A 17623-nucleotide genomic window follows, 5' to 3' on the forward strand; every position below is an offset into this window, starting at 1 on the left:
TCACAGCCCCAAGAGCTTGGCCGGGGAGTCCTGGATGGCCTTGGCTCGCCGAACATAGCGGCGCATGGCCGTCAGGCTGCGGTGCCGGGAATGTTGCATGATATCCTCATCGCGGGCACCAGCCTGATAGGCTTCGGTGATAAAGCCAGCCCGCAAACCGTGGGGCGACAATCGTTCGCTGCCGGACATTGTGATATGGGCGATCGCGGCGCGGCGAAGTAGGATGCGCCGCACCGCATCCGGATGAAGGGCCTGCATGTCGAGCCCGCCCCAGCGGTCAATGCGGCGAAACACTGGCCCCATATCGCACTCCGATAGTCGCAGCCATTCTTCTATCGCCCGAACGGGACAGGTCTCGCGCTTAAGACCGCGGGGAATGCCGATCTCGGCCCCCTGCCCTTCCTGATCGGTTTTCGAGGTTGGAATCAGGAGCCGAAGCCCGAAATTTTCAAAGGTGATCTGGCTACGCTCGATCGCGACCAGCTCGCCCCGGCGCAAGGCGCCGGCATAGCCGATCAGCAGCAACGCCCGGTCGCGTGTTCCGGTCATCCCGGTATCGCAGGTGGCGACAAGCCGGCGGATCAGGTCAGTGGTCAGCGCGCCGGCAGGCCGCGAGCGCGCCGGCAGGCGGCGAGCAATGCCGCGTAGCGTGTCGCGGATCACCGGGTGGCCAGGAACCCAAGGGAAACCGGAAGCGGCCTGGGCGGCCCCTATAGCGGCCAGGCGGCGTCTTAGGGTGGCGTGGCTGTGGCTGGCGGCACGGGCGGAGAGATAGGCCGCGACAGTTTCCGGGGTGGCTGGCAGCGCGGCGAGGCCGGTTTCCGCGCAGAAGGCGCGGAAGTCGGCGAGGTCCGCGCGGTAAGCGCGGGCCGTGGCCGCTGATTTCGCTTCGGCGGCATCAGCCTTGGCGCGGTCGATCGCCGCCTGGGCGGCTTCGGATAGCTCGCGAACGCTCATGATTTCAGAAGGATAGCGGAAATAAGGCGAGAGTCGCAATGGCGCGATAAGGGAACATTATCGCGCCTTAGAGGCACGAAAAAGCCGCCCGAAGGCGGCTGGTCGGTGCGGCTGAAAGGTTGGCCGTTATTCATAATGCGGTTTGGTGACCGGGAATGGTGCCGGGAACCCCTCTCGTACTTCGGCCGAATATTGCCCCTGAGAGAGCACGCTATTGATGTCGGGTCGGCCTTCGTTCAATTCCTCAATGAAGGGGGACCGATTCAGCTTCTCGGCGTAGCGGTAGGCGTCGTTTTCCCGCGCGAAGCCACGGGTTTTCGCGGCAAACTCAAGCGCAGGTTCGCCGCATTCATACCACCAGCCTCCTTCCTCGGGACCGCCATAAGCCCTGTCCACCAGATAGATCGCGACCGTGTATGCCATGCTCATCTCCATCAAAAGGCCGGGACCGCCCCGGCTTCTTTTTCCTGGCGTATGAAGGCTGATGGAGGGGGAAAAGCGCGGTCGTGGCTGGCCGGGTTGCGAGCAGGCGGGGCGTAGCCCTGCCAGAAAGCGGCCCTGCCAGCCAGTAGGCGGCGCTTTGGGGGAGGCGCGAGCCTACGCGCCTCCCCCGTTTTCCGCATCAGCGGCCCATAAAAAATCCCGGCGAAGGGCCGGGATTTCAGAAGACCATGATGCCATGAAGTCTAGGGATCATGGCTTGATCGCTTGGCGTTGCGGAAGATCATATGAAGCCGGCGCGAGAGCACGCCGAGCAGGAATTCAGCATCATTCACGGCATCAACAGGATCACGCCGGAGGGCGCCTTCAAGCGCAGTCTTGACCCAGCCGGAGGCGGCCGGATCTGTCATGACAGCATTGATTTCGTCATCGGTGGTCTGGTGGTCAGTCACTAGCACCCTCCTGGGGGCTGGCTCGCCCAAACGAGCAACCGTCTGCCCAGCCAATCCCATATGCGAGCCCCAATATCGCAACGGTATTAAGCGAAAGAATTTGGGGAAAGATCATCGCAAGACGTTCATCTTCAATATTCCAGATGAGCGTTTTCCCGTCCCTATATTCGATGCCGAAGGATGTTCCCTCGGCATCGGTGATGTTTTCATTCTCATCGTCCCATTCGTACCACTCAATGCCAGGGCCGGGCCGACATATCGGTTCCCTAAAAAACTCAGCACTACTGGAAATATCGCTGTCGGTCGTTTGGTTGCTCATGATGTGGCCTCTTTAAAGAACAGCCGATAGAGACGGTGAAAGAACCAAAGCGTAATCAAGCCTATCCAGGCAAGCGCGAGGCCGTAAAGCCATCTCGGTTCGTTTTTGGTGCGTTCTACCAGATAAAAGATGAACACAGTCGCTAGAAACAGAAGCCCCCATGCCTCCAAAATGCGCTGGAGGCAAAGAAACGCGGGAACGCGGGTTTGGTTGCCGGTCATTTGATTGCCTCTCGCCGCCGGCCTCGTTTAGCTGTCAGCCTCGCCTCTATTTTCCTGAAAGCGAGAGTAACCGCGACCATGATGGTTCCGACAACAATAATCAGAATAGTGATGGAATGAAAGCCATCCACGGCTTTGTTAACGAGGGGGGCCAATACAGCACCGTGAGTCATTTTTGTGGTTCTCCGGGTTAAGTTGTCGTTTCGCGCGGGCGGATGGCGCCAGCAGCTATAAGCCGTTCACGAACATCTGGTCGAAAACATTGATTGGCGGGAGTAATATACTTAAGCAAAAATCTATATTCGGGGGCTTTAGTATGAAACCTAAGCCGCCCGGCCTCAATATCTGAAACCATAGCATCGATTTTTTCTGAAACCCTTTGTACGATTACATCCTGTGGCGTCAAATAACCGGCCTCGATAAATCGGCGCCGTACCTCTGGATCATACATAGGTGATTTGGGGCCAATCAGCGATCTAATAAATGTGTAATCAGAATTTGTCTCATGGAATGCTAATGTACCGCGTTGCAAACGATCTAGTAGATCGTTTATTCGGGCTTCTACATCTTTAGTACGGCCCCTCGGCGTCTTCTTATTAGAAAGGAGCGCGCCACATTGTATTAGACGCTCTCGCACCTCTGGCCGAAACGTCTTGTTGGTCGGATTGAAATATTTGAAAAGAAATTTGTACTCAAGGGAGCGGTATGAGAGCGTCAAGCGCCCTGCCTCGATCTCTTGCAAAAGCGCTTCAATCTTGCGCGTTGCGATGGCGCGTCGATCATTTTTGTGAACAAAAATTCCAGCATCGAGTAGTTTTTGGCGTAGATCAGGCCGAAAACTGCTATGAGACGGGGTTAGAAAATGACGTATTTCCGCGCTTTCAGCGCTCGATCCGTCAAGTCCAGGCCACGGCCTCTTCCCGCCAATGATGTCGTCAACGATGGCCTCGATCTGCTCACTGGTCTTACTCTTGAACATATCCTGCAAGCTAACTTGCGGACCCAAGCTCATGCCTTTTGCATTCAGAATGTCGAACAATGGGATTCGTGCGGCGAGAACCGGCGCTCCGCGCAAACGGTATTCCGTGATGTTCGGCGGCGAAGCTTTGACCGCCGCTTTCCCCATCAAGGCTTCATTCAGGGCGGCGGCATCGGCTAATGAGTCAGCCGAGAGCGCCAAAGCTTCTGGTCGGTATGTGTCGCCAAGACGCCCCAGGAAGGCAGCAGCAAAGCGGCGATTTGCGGCGGCGATGCTCACAGCATCAACCGCATAATAGAATTTGCTCGTGGGCTTACCGATGGCGCGTCGGATCAGTCGCCCGACTTTTTGCACGGTGCTGCGGTAATTATAGGGGTTCCACGCGCAATCGAAACCGATAGCCAGTGCGGGATAGTCAAACCCCTCCCGCAGCCGGTACACAACACAAGCCACCTTCACGTCGCCCGCCGGACGCCGCCAGTCCGCCAAAGCCTCTGCGGCCTCTGCCGCCCCTTGCGTGTTGGGCGGCTCGCCGAGGATCGGCGCGGCGTAGCCAGCGGTTTTCATGATCTTATTGATATAAGCGGCGCAGTCGCGGGCATGAGCCTTGGTGGGAAGCCAGAATATGGCTTTCTCACTCTCATGCTGCTGGGCATAGAGCTGCGCCATGAGGCGCCAGCGAAAGGCCACCAGCGCCGGAACGTCGGTGGTCCGCAAGCCCCTATCTGCCAGTTCCTTCACGTGGTCGGAAAGCTGTTCAAAGGTGGCGTCGGCAGACATTCCTTTGACGGTAAACTTTTTGGTCTCGCTATTATAAAAATCCCTGGCCCTGAACTCGTCTGCATGGAACTTGAATTGCAAGTTCAAGCTGCAATCGACCCGGATCAAATCAGTACGGTTTAACAGATCGCTCTCATAGGCTTCTTCGTAGCTGTAGAACGCTGTATGCCCCTTCCTGACGCCCATAATGGCTTCGTCCAGCTCCCAGGGGGTGGCGGAGACCCATAAGACTTTCCGGGCATGTTGTTTGATGGCGGGAAAAGCTTTCTTAGGAATCAGGAGCCGCTGTTTGACGCCGCCGATGTGGCATTCATCGACTATAGCCAGATGGCCTTTTTCCGGAAACATTTCTGGCCTGCGCGTCGCGATGCTGGCATAGCGCTGCCAAGTCATGAACTGCCAGCGGATTTTATCGGAGATTAAGCCCGCGTTCTGAAATGCCTCGATCTCGCGGCTGGTCTGCTCGACAAGGTCGCGCTCATGAACGGCGTAGATGACGTCTTTGAGCCCCGCCTTTTCGGCTACTAGGGCAATGACCAGCGTTTTGCCCGTTCCGGTCGGAGCCTCAAGATAGGCGTGTGTGCCGTCTTTGAGGATGTGCAAAAGCTGGCGGGCCAATCGTTCTTGATAACTGCGGGTTTGCATTGTCATGAGACGATCCGGGTTTTTGTTGTAGCAATCATAGGGCGTTCCGAAATCATCGTTGGTTGTAGTTCATTAGCTTTTTTGTGGCGCATTCCATGCGCGCCTAGGCATATCTTACGCCTTCGGCTTCCTGCGATCCGGCGACAGATATACTGGATCGACCTTGAACCCGTCGCCGGCCAGCGCCTTGAGGATCAGATAGGTCTTGGTGCAGCCCTGCTCGAAGCACGCCCGCGCGAGCTGCTGGTTCAACGCTGGCGGAATGTTGATCTGTATTGGCACCAGCTTTTCCGGCTTCTCCTTTGTTGCCCCCTCCCCTCTTGCCTTAGTCACGGCGGACCATCTCTTGGTCATCTGCGCCGTGTTCGCCTCCACCTGCTCGTCGCTCGGCTCGACCACTTCAACCGGCGCGGCCGGGAGACGATGGCGCGGGCGCGGGTCGAGGTCGGCGACAATATCCGGTAGGGGTGTCGGATGCTTAGCCATTATGCGGCCTCCGTGGCAGGGGTTAGAGCGGCGAGGATCGCGCCGGTCAGGGCAGAAACATTCTCGGCCGGCGAGCCGGTTGGCTCGACCTGACGCGGCACCTTGCCGGTGATGTGCATTTCACGGAACGCCACACGATCCATCAGGCCGACAGAAACCACGGGAACACCGCGCCCATCGAGAGCGGAGCGAACATGCTTGGATGCCCGACTCTCAAAGCCGGGCGCGATCTGCGTCCAGACAACCGCCCTGGGAATCGGCGATCCCCGCAACTCTTGCGCATCATCCACCTGGGTATTGGTGCGAATGGCATCGCGCAGGTCCGGCAGGGACGGGCGGCTCGGGATCAATACCAGGGTGGACCGCTGAAACGCCTTCAATGCCAGGGTTGACGATACGCCAGGAAGATCGATCACAACCAGGTCGTGGGTCGCCTTAGCGTCCCGCAAAGCGGGCAGAACAGTGTCCTCGTCCACATTACCGATGACGGTAAAATTCGGGATCGAGGCTTTATCGGCAAAGGCCGCGCCATGTTGATTGAAGTCACAATCGAGCATGGCAACGCGATGGCCTTCAAGGGCGAGTTCTGTTGCGAGAAGCAGGGACAATGTGGTTTTGCCGACGCCTCCCTTCATATTGGCGATGGTGATGACGTGCATGGTGCCTCCGCGAGAGTGTGGGTCAGACCAATAACTCTATTAGTCATGAAGCCTATATATCATGAAGATAGGGCATGGCAATAGGAAAACTAGAACAATAGATAACATGACATCATGATATATAGAAACCCGGCAATCGCCACCGATTGCCGGGCGATGGAGATCACGCCGCGTCGATGATGACCATGGCAGTATCCACGTTCGTTCCCACGGTCTTAAAGCTGCCCGCAGGCAGGCGGATCAATTGCCCGCCTCGCCTCTCGATCTCGTGCCGCAACTCGTCATGGGGCCGCCGCCCATCGCCGGGACCGTGAATAGCGGCCGATACGATCGCGACAAGCCGCCCGCCTGGCGCGAGGAAATCGAGCGCGTGCATCACATGCAGAGCGTCGGCTCCCCGCGTAAACGGCGGATTCATGATAATGCGATCATATCGCCTCTCATCAACCCGATAGCGTAGAAAATCGTCGTTTATGACGCGGCCCCGTGCGCCCAGGTCGGCCCGCAATATAGCGGCCCGATTGGGCGACACTTCAAAACAGACAACTGACCCGCCCGTGTGCTCGGCCACGGGCAGAGCGATCGCCCCGTCGCCGGCGGACGGTTCAAGTACGGTCAGCCCTTCGGACAGATCCGCTTCTTCAATCATCCGGGCCACCAGCTCGGGCGGCGTCGGGAAAAATGCCTCGGCATCGGGGGCCGGTGGTTCACGCCGCTTCGGGGCGGCGTGAGGGCTGACACCAAGAGACATGCCGAAATGTTCGGCAATGATCTGGTTCGCCCGCTTCACCAGGTCGGCCCGTTTGAACCGGAGGTGCAAATTGCCGTTTAGATGCCATTTCGCGCTGAAATACTCGGTTTCGGCTTCCCATTGCGCCGGTTGGGCGTGCATCGCCGCCCTAATCGCGGCACACAAACCGGCGGTGTGGTGTGGGGCGGCTTTTCCATCGAGAACGTGCATAACCCGGTCCACGTCGATAAGCTGGGCATCGTGAGTGAGCATCGCCGAACGGTAAAACACGCGCACGGCATAGTGCAGGATGACGCGATCCTTGATCTTGAAGCCATCATGAGACCGATATTTCCGGTGAAGCTGGCTGAACACATTAACCAGCCCGCGTCTGAATATCATGTCGGCATCACCGGCCAGAGCGGACATTGTTGCAAAAACGGTATCCGCCGTCACTTCTGGCGGGTTTTCCTTAAGGGATCGCTCGAAACTGTCTCGCGCTTCGGCATCCATCAGACCAGCCAGCGCGGTATTCAGGATTAACCCCTGCCAGACATCGCGGTCCATATCGGTCCGTATGCGGTCCACAAACTCGGCGCGGCGATCAGTGGTAATCCACCGCAAAGCCTCAGACGGGAAACTAGCGATGTGAGATTTGCCTACGGCAGCGCGCGCATGGGCGTCCCGCGCTTGTAAGAGCAGATCGAAGGCTTGAGCGTAAAGGGTAAGGGCGCGGGCGCGATGACCACATAATTCCTCGATGCTATCCTTGCGGACCAAGGCAGTGTCGGCGTTCATGCCTCGTCTCCCTCAAGATCATCACTTTCAACCGGGCTACATGACAGGTCACAATCCGGGCAGCGGTCATCACAGGTGCAGTCCCATTCATCGGACCATTCATTGTCGCACCGGGGGCATTCATAGTGATTGAGGAAACGAGGCATTGCGTATCTCCGTCAGAAGGCCGGGACCGCCCCGGCTTCTTTTCTGGCGTGTGAGAGCGAGGGGAGGGGGCAATGGCGCGCGGGACCGGCCGGGTTGCGCGGGGCGCGGGGCGTAGCCCTGTCGCCCTGGGCGGCCCTGCCGGTCTGTAGCGGGCCGTTGCGGGAGGGGCGGTGCTCCGCCCCTCCCTGCGGTCGCCGCGTCTGCGGCGATCGGTCCCCGGCCCGCCAGGGCCGGCAATCTTTAGGGCGGCGCCTGTGATTCTAAAGTCATCTATAGTTCAAGGCGTCATGGCATCATGATATTAGGGAGTCATGAAGCCAAGAGACAAGAAACCCTTGATCTCTTGGCTTGTGGGAATGCCCGCCTGACCGGGGCGGGCCTGGAAGTCAGAACCGGCGCTTCGCGCCGAAGTGAGTCCCTATAAAGGAAACAATGCCGAGCGGCACCAACAGAAGGACCAGATCAAGGATGTGGTGGGCGTTTGTCATGAAATGGCCCAGCTCGCTCGGGGGCGGCGGGCAGGAATACGCCAAAATTGAGCAGCCTGTTTGACCCGGATCAACAGAAGGAAACGCCAGGCGGTAAGCGAGATAAGCGTCAAGCAAAATCCAAAGCATCGCCGGAATAACCAAGGCGGGCTTTGTTTGTTCTTGTCTGGTAGCGACGCCGAGATAGAGCAAGGCGGGAATCGCCAAAAGGCCGAGGCCGTAGATAAGCTGAGTCATACTGTTCACTCTCTGTTCTTACGTTCTGGTGGTATGGCGACTTTCGCCAATCAACTTCAAGTTTTTTCGATTTCACCGGCCCGTCGGGGCCGGTGACGTGTTTGCCCTACCCCGCCGCCGTCTGCGGGCGGCTCCATTGAAAGAAATATTCAAGCCCGCCATTGCCGATCCAGTTTTCCATATCCTTCTCGGTGAGCGGCACACCCCACGAATGACAGGCGCCACGATCCAGCAAAATGCGGATGATCTTCTCGCGGTCGGCGATGGTTTTGATGTTGATGCGTCCGACGCCGGTCGGGAAACACCGGGCGCGAGGCTTCTCAACGCCTGCCGCCTTCATCTGTTCCCGCAATTCCGCCGTGTGAGTCCGCGTCACCGGATACATCGTGCAAATCATCATTTTCGCAGCCATCTCTATCAATCCTTTCAAAATCGCGTGTCGCTTATTTTCTGGCGTTAAATGGCTGGTGGATGGGGGAAAGCGCGGGCGGGCTTGGCCGGGTTGCGGTCTGGCGGGGCGAAGCCCTGCCAGAGAGCGGCCCTGCCAAGCTGTAGCCGGCGCTTTGGGGAAGGGGCGAGCCAGCGCGCCTTCCCCTCTTGGCCGCGTCTGCGGCCGAGAGATCCCCGCGCCAGAGGCGCGGGCCAACAACCGCGGTTTTTTCACCAATGGGTGGCGGGCGTGAACCCGCCACATTGGGCTCCAATCAAGGAGGGGTAGGCGCGGCTGAGTTCACGCCAGGATCATTCCTTTTTCTGAGGCTTCGGCGGTATAGGCCGAGAGGGGTTTTTCGGGCTTGAAGCCTTGATCTTTCTCGACCCGCAACCCGACACGGGATTTCAGGTCGCGCAACTCCGCTAGAGACACATAGCCTAATTCGGGGGTTCCAAATCCGAGGTCGCACAAGCCGAAAGCAATTTCATCCTCCCCGCTCTCGTCATCCAGTTCGGTGATGAGCCAGGTCATCCCCGTGCCGGGCAGGAATAGTTTAATAACCGGCAAGGGATCATGGTCGGCTTCTGTTTCCCTTGCCGCCAGCCCGGCCAGATTGTTGGCGAGAAGCTGAGCCTTTTCCTTCGATGTGTAAAATTCCATTGTCCTGCCCCCTCAAACCGTTTCCAGAAATTCGATCAGCCCTTGCAGGTCGAGCATGTAAAATGCGTCATAGACCTTATCGAGATCGCGGGAATTGTTGCTCTCGGCGTAAGCCTTTTTGTTCGCTTCCAACTCTTTCAAGGCTTCGATCCATTGTGTGCGTTCATCGGGCATTGCTCATCTCCATCACTGCCGGGACCGCCCCGGCTTATTTTCTGGCGTGTGAAAGCGAGGGGAGGGGGCAATGGCGCGCGGGACCGACCGGGTTGCGCGGGGCGCGGGGCGTAGCCCTGCCGCCCTGGGCGGCCCTGCCGGTCTGTAGCGGGCCGTTGCGGGAGGGGCGGTGCTCCGCCCCTCCCTGCGGTCGCCGCGTCTGCGGCGATCGGTCCCCGGCCCGCCGGGGCCGGCAATCTTTAGGGCGGTGCCTGTGATTCTAAAGTCATCTATAGTTCAAGGTCTCATGACACCATGATATCAGGGCATCATGAGACCATTAAGCCTAGAGGTCAGCCATCGCCATTTGACCCCGGAGGCGGGCGCGTTTCATGATTGCGGCACCGGCATATTCCTGTCCTGACACGCGAGCCTTATTGTAAGTCTCCCGCGTATCGAGTCCGCGATAGATGAACATAAGGGCGGCATGTTTCGGGTCGTTGAACGGTAGCAGGTTCCACGACAACACATCGCCATGCTCATGCGCGGGCATGTAGTTGCGCAATTCTTCCATCCGGTCCTCCATGTATCGCCCGCGTGCCTCGTTTGCGTCCACTTTGATTTCAAAGCCGCACGAAAGACCGGCATTGTAGAGTGCTGCCGGTTCGACGGCTTCGCTGAGGGTGTTTCGTGCCTTGCGAATGTAGCTTTCGGCTAATGTCTGACGGTCGCCTGCGAAACGCAGGCAACCGCCTTCACAAGCGGATGCGAAGGTCACGATTTTCTGCATGATTTCCCACTCCATCCCAACGCCAAGCAGGGACCATGAGCGGACACGGATTTGTCTGCCGCCGCTCCTGCACTCGAAAAGGTTGTTGTCGCCTCCCAGCTCGAAAAACATGAATTGATCGGCGTAGAACGGATCGGTTTCAAAGAGAGCGTTCAGGTCAGCCGCCTTGAACCGGACTGCGGCAAAATCATCGATGAGACGTGAGGACATTTAATTTTCTCCAAGTTATGGCGGCGTGATTGTCGCCTTGCTTCTGTCGTGGGGGTTGGGCGGGGAGCCTTCGACAAGCCCAAAAGAGGGGGCGGGTTGCCCCCTTGCTCGGCTTATTCGGGAATCAGGTTGAACCCGCAAAATGCGCAGTTGGCGGCGATGATCGCCGGATGCTGATAGCCATCGGCGGCACTTGTCTGCGCTTCCAGCACGCGATAGCCCCACGTTTTCCATCCGGTGGTGCGCTGCGCGTGTTCCAAAGCGTCATCGTCTGCAAATTCGACGGTGACAACGTGAAGCCACTCAAAATGCACGACGCCGGGGAGTTCCAGCATAACTCCGGCGGCTTGGCTGGCATGGGTCTCGTGTTCAGCTTCGCTGATGTTTGTTGGATAGGGATAAGGATATCCGTTTCGCAGGATCAGCCGCATCGGACGCATGGGCTGGGAAGGGACGTTCACGGGGGCCGGGTTGATCGTTGCGATGCTCATGAAAGTTCTCCGTCAGAAGGCCGGGACCGCCCCGGCTTCTTTTCTGGCGTGTGAGAGCGAGGGGAGGGGGCAATGGCGCGCGGGACTGGCCGGGTTGCGCGGGGCGCGGGGCGCAGCCCTGCCGCCCTGGGCGGCCCTGCCGGTCTGTAGCGGGCCGTTGCGGGAGGGGCGGTGCTCCGCCCCTCCCTGCGGTCGCCGCGTCTGCGGCGATCGGTCCCCGGCCCGCCAGGGCCGGCAATCTCTCGGCCGAGCCGGATCAGAAGGAGATGTGGTCACATGATCCGGGACCATGTGACCACATTGCGGGTTTCTCTATGTCCATCCCATTCGGCGGTTTAGCTCACGGGTGGCTTGCCGTTGCCGTGCGATTTCTTGTTTGCGCAGGTCCAGCAATTCCGCCGCCACTTCGGCAACTGGCCGGTTCTCGGCATAAGCAGCCCTGACCAGCTTTTGGGAACCGTGATATGTCCAGTAGAAATTTCGTGCTTTGCCAAGCGCGGTCTGCACGTCCTGAGCATAGGCGAGAAAATCATTTGCTTTGATTGTCGCCACGCCGATTGCATAGCTTTCAGGGCGAATTGTCTCGCGCTCGGCATCCAGCACAGCCAGCGCGGATTGGGTTTTTTCCTTGTAAAATGCCATGTCGTGTCTCCGTGATACGCGGCGCTTTCGCCGTCCTTTTCTGGCGTTGAAGGCTGATGGAGGGGGGAAATGCGCCCGAGGGTAGCCGGGCTGCGCCTTGGCGCGGCCCTGCTGCCCGGCAGGGCGCGTTTCGGGGGAGGCGCGAGCCTGCGCGCCGCCCCCTTTGCTGCGCCGCCTTGGCGGCGCTTGCCCCGGCCCGGAGGGCCGGAAATTTACGCCAACGCCGGTGAGGGAAAGGGGCGGGGGGTCTCCCCGCCCCGGAACGTCAGCCCCGGTTGGTCCGCAGCGGAGCCGGGAGCCACGTGGTGTCTGCGGCGATGAGGGAGGCTTCCTCGGCCATCACGGCTTTTTTCAGCCCCGCGAGCTTGGCGGCTTCGGCCTCGCCCGCCGCTTCTGTCACGGCCTCGGTGATTGCGTCCTTGCTGACTCGTCCGAAATAGGTTTCGGCGGTCGGGGTCCAGTGTTGCCTCATATCGAGGTCCAGTGTTGCCGCGAGTTTATCGGCATAAATGCCGGGCTTGGCGGGGGTGCCGTGTTGCCCCTTGCTGTAGGTGGCATCCACCAGAGAGGCGGAGAGAACCGCGATCAGGTCCAGCACGTCCTCATTGCTGAGGGCCATGACCGCATCCCACATGCGCGCCGGATCGCCACCGATGCGGAGATTCCAATGTCCGCGCCGCTCGTTCAGCGGGCTTTCGTCGGGGCTGCCGACACGCTGGCTCTCGGGAATGTAGGTTGTGCTCGGGTGAACGGTCAGAACCGGCGTGCCGTGGGAAAGCTCCCGCACGGCGAGGCTATGGGCCAGCACGCGCAATGCGATATCCGGGCGTTTTACCAATTCGAGACGCAACGCAATGGTGCGGGCGGCGTGAAGCTCGGTCAGCAACGCATCGGGAACCTTGGGGCCGGTCGGCGCGGGTGTCACCGGCTCGGCCTCGTCGTCGCTGGTCTCGGTCAGATCACTCTCGCGGGAAGGGCGGCGCAGCGCGTCCAGCGCGGGCCGATCTTCGGGCCGGACATAGCCGAGTTCAAGATTGACGGAACCATCGTTGTGCAAGGTCAGCCAGCCACCGGCAAGGGTCATCTCTTCCGGGTTGAAGGCCCGTTCCTTGTCGCGCAAGGTCTCGATCTCCGCATCGATGGCGTCAAGCCGTTCGCAGGTTTCGTCATCCGGCGTCTCGCCATCTTCCGCGAGCCGGTCGTATTCCTCAGCCAAGGCGCTCAGGCGGGCCGCGTCATCCTCGTTCAACGGAACATGGCGCGTATGAATACGGGCAAAGGTCCGCAACGTGTCGTAGGTCAGGGAGGGGGTGGCCTCGATCCATTTCCAGCCTTGTGCCAGAACATCGGGGATCATGGCGGTCAGCCGCTCGGTGGCGAGCCGCATCACCAGCGCGCTGTCCTCGGCATATCCGGTATCCCGGTCATCGAACAAGTCGCGCGTGATGGCTCCACCAGCCGCGATGTAGGTTTCTTCGCCAACAAAGCGGAAACGATAGTCGGTCGTTTTCATTTTCTCATGAGTGAGAAGCTGAACGATCCTCGACCGTTCTGCCGGGTAGTGCGATTCGGAAATATCGGCAAAAACCTGTTCCTGTTCGGCGTGATTGTCCGAAACGGTAAAGCCCATGACCTGCTCAAGTGTGAGTTTGTCGGCCCGGAACGCTTCGACGATAACGGGCGACAGGCTGGCGAGTTTCATGCGGCGTGTGACCACGCCGGGGGTGACACCAAAGCGGGCGGCCACGTCCTCGATGCTGTGTCCCTGTGCAATCAAGGCGGAGAAGGCGGCGAACTGGTCGGCGGGGTGCATCTGCTCGCGCATGACGTTCTCGGCAAGGCTGGCTTCAAGAGCGGCTTCCTCGCCCACGATCTGCACCGGCACCATGTAGGATTTCGGCAGTTTCTTGGTTTTGCAAAGCTGCTTGAGGGCGGCGAGACGGCGGCCCCCGGCGACCACTTCATATTTTCCATCATCGGTTGCGCGGACCACGAGATTTTGCAGCAGGCCGCGAGAGGCGATGCTGGCGGCAAGGCCATCGATGCCTTTATCGCGTCCGGTGGTGCGGACATTGATTGCGCTCGGGACCAGCTTGGTCAGCGGCACGGCGGAAACATTGATATCGTTCATTGCGTAAATCCTATTTTGGTTATGCCGGTTTCAGGCCCCGGCTATTTTCTGGCGTGTGAGAGCGAGGGGAGGGGGCAATGGCGCGCGGGACTGGCCGGGCTGCGCGGGGCGCGGGGCGTAGCCCTGCCGCCCTGGGCGGCCCTGCCGGTCTGTAGCGGGCCGTTGCGGGAGGGGCGGTGCTCCGCCCCTCCCTGCGGTCGCCGCGTCTGCGGCGATCGGTCCCGGCCCGCCAGGGCCGCCATCACCTCGGGCGGCAGAACCGGCATGAAGCCAGGGACTCTAGTGATATAGAAATCAAGACATCATGAGATCGCCCGCCCGGAATACCGGGCGGGCGCGCTTTCGGGATGAAGGCGGCGATTAGGGGCCAACGGCGATATAGAAATGATCCTCGTGATCGATGCAGATCATCGCCGGACGGCCGGGTTTGCCGTAGTCATGGCAAAGCCGCGTGGCAAAATTCAAAATGGACGGCCTTGCGTCGGCAAATTCCGCGAAGATTTGCACGGCATCGTCATGACCATAAGCGATGGTCCTGCTGGTGGTGGGTGCAGGCGTCACATGCACGGGCCACGGGGTTTTGCCTTCGCCAAGGCGTGCGATGATCTGGATCAGTCGTTTTGTGCGCTCGATCTTCCGAAACACGGCATCCCAGCCAAGTGTTTCCGCGAAAGCGGCTTGTGCGAGATTGGCGGGGCCTGAGAAGCGTGGGGCGCTCCATGTCCAGAGTGCCTTGTAAAGCCGCCAGGTGGCGAAGCTGATGCGGCCCTGCCGGTTCAGGTAATCAACCTGGTCGTAAGAGTGATGAAGGATTGCCGCCATTGCCCGGCAATTTTCGGTGGTGGTTTCAGACATCGCCCTGTCTCCGTCAAAAGGCCGGGACCACCCCGGCTCTTTTTCCTGGGGTGCGAAGGCGGATGGAGGGGGAAAGTGCGGGCGAGGCGGGCCGGGCTGCGCCCTGGCGGGGTGAAGCCCTGCCAGGAAGCGGCCCTGCCCGCCAGCAGGCCGCGCTTTGGGGAGGCGCGAGCCTGCGCGCCGCCCCGCGTAGCCGCGTCTGCGGCGAAAAAAGACCCCGGCCCGTCAGGGCCGGTGAGTTACGCCAGCGGGATAGGGGGGTATCCTTGCCGGATATCGGCTGCGGGCAGTTTCCGGGCGAGTTCGCGGGCGAGGGCCGGATCGGCCTCGTGAAGTTCGCCCCATAGGCGGACGATATGGGCGATCAGGTTGGGCAGTTCGGATTTTTCGGGTACGCGCGACACGGTTGCGCCTAGCCCCTGTAGGCGGTCGCCGGGGCGGTCCCGGCGACTTCTATTCGGATGATTGGTCATGCCGGATTACGGGTGCATCCCGTGGAGCAATGCCAGCAAGAACCCGACGATCACCACGATCTGAAACCCTACCGCTCCGAATGTCCATTTGAGCAGGTCGGATTTGGCTTCGCTAATGGCCTGCCGCAATGACAGGTCGAGTTGGTTGATATCGGATTTCATGACCAGTTCGCTGTGCACGGCCTGCGCGATAGCGTTGGCGGCACCGTCCGCTTGGTCCTGAGTGAAATGGGCTTCATCTCTGAGTGCCCGCGCCAGTTTGAGTGTGTCGAACGCCATGACCGTCATCTGTTAATCTCCTGCCCCTGTTGAACCCCGAGGCGCGGGGTGCTGCCACTATAGCAGATTGGGCCGTCGATTAAGGAAAAAACCCGCCGCCCTTTTTTCTGGTGTGAACAGGGGTGTGGCGGGGAGAAGTGCTGGCGGGGCAAGCCGGGCTGCGCGGGGCGCGGGGCGTAGCCCTGCCGCCCTGGGCGGCCCTGCTGGCCTGTAGGCGGCGCTTTGGGGAGGCGAGGGGAAAGCTCGCCTCCCCTTTGCTGCCGCGTCGGCGGCGACGTGTTTTTACTGGCCCGCTTTCGATGGCAGGCCATAGACATGCGAACGGCGGCCCGAAGGCCGCCGTTGTGCGATGGACCCGGTTAGGAGCGGGTCCAGATGAGGCCGAAGCCGCCATCCTGTTCGACCAGGCTGGCGAACACCGGGGCGGGGAAGCTCGGATCGTCCAGCTTCACCGAGACGTATTCACGCCCGTTATTGCTGGTTTTGGTCCAGCCGGCCCCGAGTTCGACGCTGCCGGCGGTGATCCGGTAGTCAGGGGCCTTCTCGCTGGCAACCTCGACCTTCTTGATCTGTGCCTTCACATTCAGCGTCAGGGTCTTGATGGTGCCGGTAAAGCCGTTCTCGTCGCGGGTAAAGGTGCCGATGATCGCCATGGTTAGTCTCCTGTGGTTACGGGCCGCCTATCGGCCTCGATGGGACGTAAAAGCACCGGCCTGCCGGAGCCCTGCACCGCGGAGCGGCCGCAGCGCAGCGAAGGGCCGGAACCGGCGGCTATTTTGCTTCGCGAGGAATGCCCGCAGGGCAGGGGAAAATAGCCGCAGGTGGAGGTTGCGGGGTTGCGGCAGGCCGGTGATCGTCCCCATCGGTAGAGGTCGGTAGGTGTCCGTGCATTGGGAGACGGATGGCGATCTGGTGCCGGTTGCGGCGAGGTCGCGGACTCGCCACTCATGCCCGCTGAATTGTCTTGAACAGGTTGGGTCGGGGTTTGCGATGGCCTTTTGACGGGATTGCCCGTTTCGCGGGATCGGGGAGAGGTGATTGACGCCATGCTATGGGCGGCGAAGTCTCGAACAAGCGCGATCATCGTGCGACGGCGGTGATCGGATGTGGTCGTTGGATGTGGTTCGGCAGGGCCAGATCGTCGTAAGCGGAGCGGATCGAGGCTTCGGCCTTTGGGCTGCCGTGAGCTGGTTGCGGCCTGCGGCCTGCCGGTGGTGGTGCCGGTGTCCCTTTTGCGCAAGGGATCGTTACCCGAAGGGCCGAGACCCCGCAGGGGGCTTGGTGGAGCGAAGCGGAGTAGAGCCCGGTCAGGCGGCCTCTTGGCCGCCTGATGCGTCCAGGTGTTTTGCTGTAGCTCGCTCATTATGTGCCTCGGAAAGCGAGTATGATTTGGTAAAAGTGAAGGTTCTCTTGAGAGAGTTCGATCAAGAACACGGTTTGGGCGGATCTGTGATAGAAAAAGGGTGTGCTAAGGGATCAAGGCGCCCGAACGGTAGAAGAACGCATTTGAACAGCGTCGCTTTGTTGTTCGTGCCGGCCAAATTCGGGTACATTCGGGGTTGAACGATTGTAAAGAGCGGCTGCAACCGGCGATGGATTTTGAGAGGCAGGCGGCAATAATACATTGCCAGCAAGCATTCCAGCAGCGAACGCGCAAGCAATGAAAGCAATGATCGCGGCGCCAGGGATTGACCACGTGGGTTTCGGATTCTCTTTGTCGAGTGGATTGGCAAATGGAAGCTTGGATGCACGCGATTTTGTATCAAGGAAGGCAGGGTAAGGCAAATCGGTTTCGGAAAGACCGTAGTAAAACCGGACGCCTTTCCACACGATTTGTTTCGTGGCGGTGCTCATATGGTCAAACCGAACCCCGGACGCGGTTTCCAGAAGATCGTCTATTGTCGATTGCTGTTCATCGGAAAGTGCTGACTCGCCTCTCCCGGTCCACCAAAAATATTCCTTTTCAGAGAAAAGGAGAGAAGCACGTTCGATCCGCATGTGTTTTTTCATGAGATCGACGCATTCGAGAAATTCGTTCACCCCACATTCCCCAAGTAAATCGCTGATTTTGCTGTCAGGATCTCAATATTTCCGATATAAATCATGGTGTTGATGGCCGTGAGGGGCGCGTTTGATGGATCACCCAGAGGGTGCGGGTTCGAAGCGG

General features: G+C 59.7%; 22 protein-coding genes. All 22 read right to left on the reverse strand.

The genetic code is table 11. The features are described from left to right. A complete protein-coding gene (locus AB7D48_RS14560) occupies window positions 1-957 on the reverse strand; it encodes a site-specific integrase (protein ID WP_427980523.1) in 957 nt (318 codons plus the stop codon). Between the two features lie 126 nt (window positions 958-1083). Then, window positions 1084-1380 carry a hypothetical protein gene (locus AB7D48_RS14565; RefSeq protein ID WP_427980525.1) on the reverse strand — a complete coding sequence of 99 codons (297 nt, stop codon included), beginning with the start codon at window positions 1378-1380 and terminating at the stop codon, window positions 1084-1086. 263 nt (window positions 1381-1643) lie between these two features. After that, window positions 1644-1850, reverse strand: a complete 207-nt coding sequence (locus tag AB7D48_RS14570) for a hypothetical protein (RefSeq protein WP_427980527.1) — start codon at window positions 1848-1850, stop codon at window positions 1644-1646. Continuing rightward, window positions 1843-2169, reverse strand: a complete 327-nt coding sequence (locus AB7D48_RS14575) for a hypothetical protein (protein ID WP_427980528.1) — start codon at window positions 2167-2169, stop codon at window positions 1843-1845. The genes AB7D48_RS14570 and AB7D48_RS14575 overlap by 8 nt, the downstream gene beginning before the upstream one ends. Further along, complete coding sequence (locus tag AB7D48_RS14580; RefSeq protein WP_427980530.1) at window positions 2166-2390, reverse strand: hypothetical protein; 225 nt, start codon at window positions 2388-2390, stop codon at window positions 2166-2168. The genes AB7D48_RS14575 and AB7D48_RS14580 overlap by 4 nt, the downstream gene beginning before the upstream one ends. A 190-nt stretch (window positions 2391-2580) precedes the next feature. Further along, window positions 2581-4800 carry a DEAD/DEAH box helicase gene (locus tag AB7D48_RS14585; RefSeq protein WP_427980533.1) on the reverse strand — a complete coding sequence of 740 codons (2220 nt, stop codon included), beginning with the start codon at window positions 4798-4800 and terminating at the stop codon, window positions 2581-2583. Window positions 4801-4908: 108 nt separating this feature from the next. Then, a complete protein-coding gene (locus tag AB7D48_RS14590) occupies window positions 4909-5280 on the reverse strand; it encodes a hypothetical protein (RefSeq protein WP_427980535.1) in 372 nt (123 codons plus the stop codon). Beyond that, window positions 5280-5939 carry an AAA family ATPase gene (locus AB7D48_RS14595; protein ID WP_427980538.1) on the reverse strand — a complete coding sequence of 220 codons (660 nt, stop codon included), beginning with the start codon at window positions 5937-5939 and terminating at the stop codon, window positions 5280-5282. The genes AB7D48_RS14590 and AB7D48_RS14595 overlap by 1 nt, the downstream gene beginning before the upstream one ends. Before the next feature lie 163 nt (window positions 5940-6102). Then, window positions 6103-7467, reverse strand: coding sequence for a DUF4942 domain-containing protein (locus tag AB7D48_RS14600; RefSeq protein WP_427980541.1), 1365 nt, complete (start codon window positions 7465-7467; stop codon window positions 6103-6105). Between the two features lie 533 nt (window positions 7468-8000). Continuing rightward, window positions 8001-8339: a hypothetical protein gene (locus AB7D48_RS14605; RefSeq protein ID WP_427980542.1), complete on the reverse strand. Its 339-nt coding sequence runs from the start codon at window positions 8337-8339 to the stop codon at window positions 8001-8003. A 106-nt stretch (window positions 8340-8445) separates the two neighbouring features. Further along, on the reverse strand, window positions 8446-9033 hold the full coding sequence (locus AB7D48_RS14610) for a hypothetical protein (RefSeq protein ID WP_427980544.1): 588 nt from the start codon (window positions 9031-9033) through the stop codon (window positions 8446-8448). A 36-nt stretch (window positions 9034-9069) separates the two neighbouring features. Further along, a complete protein-coding gene (locus AB7D48_RS14615; protein ID WP_427980547.1) occupies window positions 9070-9432 on the reverse strand; it encodes a DUF2958 domain-containing protein in 363 nt (120 codons plus the stop codon). 12 nt (window positions 9433-9444) lie between these two features. After that, a complete protein-coding gene (locus AB7D48_RS14620) occupies window positions 9445-9606 on the reverse strand; it encodes a hypothetical protein (protein WP_427980550.1) in 162 nt (53 codons plus the stop codon). A gap of 325 nt (window positions 9607-9931) precedes the next feature. After that, window positions 9932-10585: a hypothetical protein gene (locus tag AB7D48_RS14625; RefSeq protein WP_427980552.1), complete on the reverse strand. Its 654-nt coding sequence runs from the start codon at window positions 10583-10585 to the stop codon at window positions 9932-9934. Between the two features lie 113 nt (window positions 10586-10698). Next, window positions 10699-11076, reverse strand: a complete 378-nt coding sequence (locus AB7D48_RS14630) for a hypothetical protein (RefSeq protein ID WP_427980555.1) — start codon at window positions 11074-11076, stop codon at window positions 10699-10701. Between the two features lie 312 nt (window positions 11077-11388). Continuing rightward, window positions 11389-11718: a hypothetical protein gene (locus tag AB7D48_RS14635; protein ID WP_427980558.1), complete on the reverse strand. Its 330-nt coding sequence runs from the start codon at window positions 11716-11718 to the stop codon at window positions 11389-11391. Between the two features lie 265 nt (window positions 11719-11983). Further along, entirely contained in the window at window positions 11984-13849 is a 1866-nt protein-coding gene (locus AB7D48_RS14640; RefSeq protein ID WP_427980561.1) for a ParB/RepB/Spo0J family partition protein, read from the reverse strand. Window positions 13850-14209: 360 nt separating this feature from the next. Continuing rightward, window positions 14210-14704 carry a hypothetical protein gene (locus AB7D48_RS14645; protein ID WP_427980563.1) on the reverse strand — a complete coding sequence of 165 codons (495 nt, stop codon included), beginning with the start codon at window positions 14702-14704 and terminating at the stop codon, window positions 14210-14212. A gap of 239 nt (window positions 14705-14943) precedes the next feature. Beyond that, window positions 14944-15108, reverse strand: a complete 165-nt coding sequence (locus AB7D48_RS14650) for a hypothetical protein (protein ID WP_427980566.1) — start codon at window positions 15106-15108, stop codon at window positions 14944-14946. Between the two features lie 75 nt (window positions 15109-15183). Beyond that, a complete protein-coding gene (locus AB7D48_RS14655; protein WP_427980569.1) occupies window positions 15184-15465 on the reverse strand; it encodes a hypothetical protein in 282 nt (93 codons plus the stop codon). A 350-nt stretch (window positions 15466-15815) separates the two neighbouring features. Continuing rightward, window positions 15816-16109, reverse strand: a complete 294-nt coding sequence (locus tag AB7D48_RS14660) for a DUF736 domain-containing protein (protein WP_427980572.1) — start codon at window positions 16107-16109, stop codon at window positions 15816-15818. An 823-nt stretch (window positions 16110-16932) separates the two neighbouring features. After that, entirely contained in the window at window positions 16933-17496 is a 564-nt protein-coding gene (locus tag AB7D48_RS14665; protein WP_427980574.1) for a hypothetical protein, read from the reverse strand. Window positions 17497-17623 lie beyond the last annotated feature (127 nt).

Origin of the sequence: Acidocella sp. (assembly GCF_050253495.1) — a bacterium.
Lineage (GTDB): Bacteria > Pseudomonadota > Alphaproteobacteria > Acetobacterales > Acetobacteraceae > Acidocella.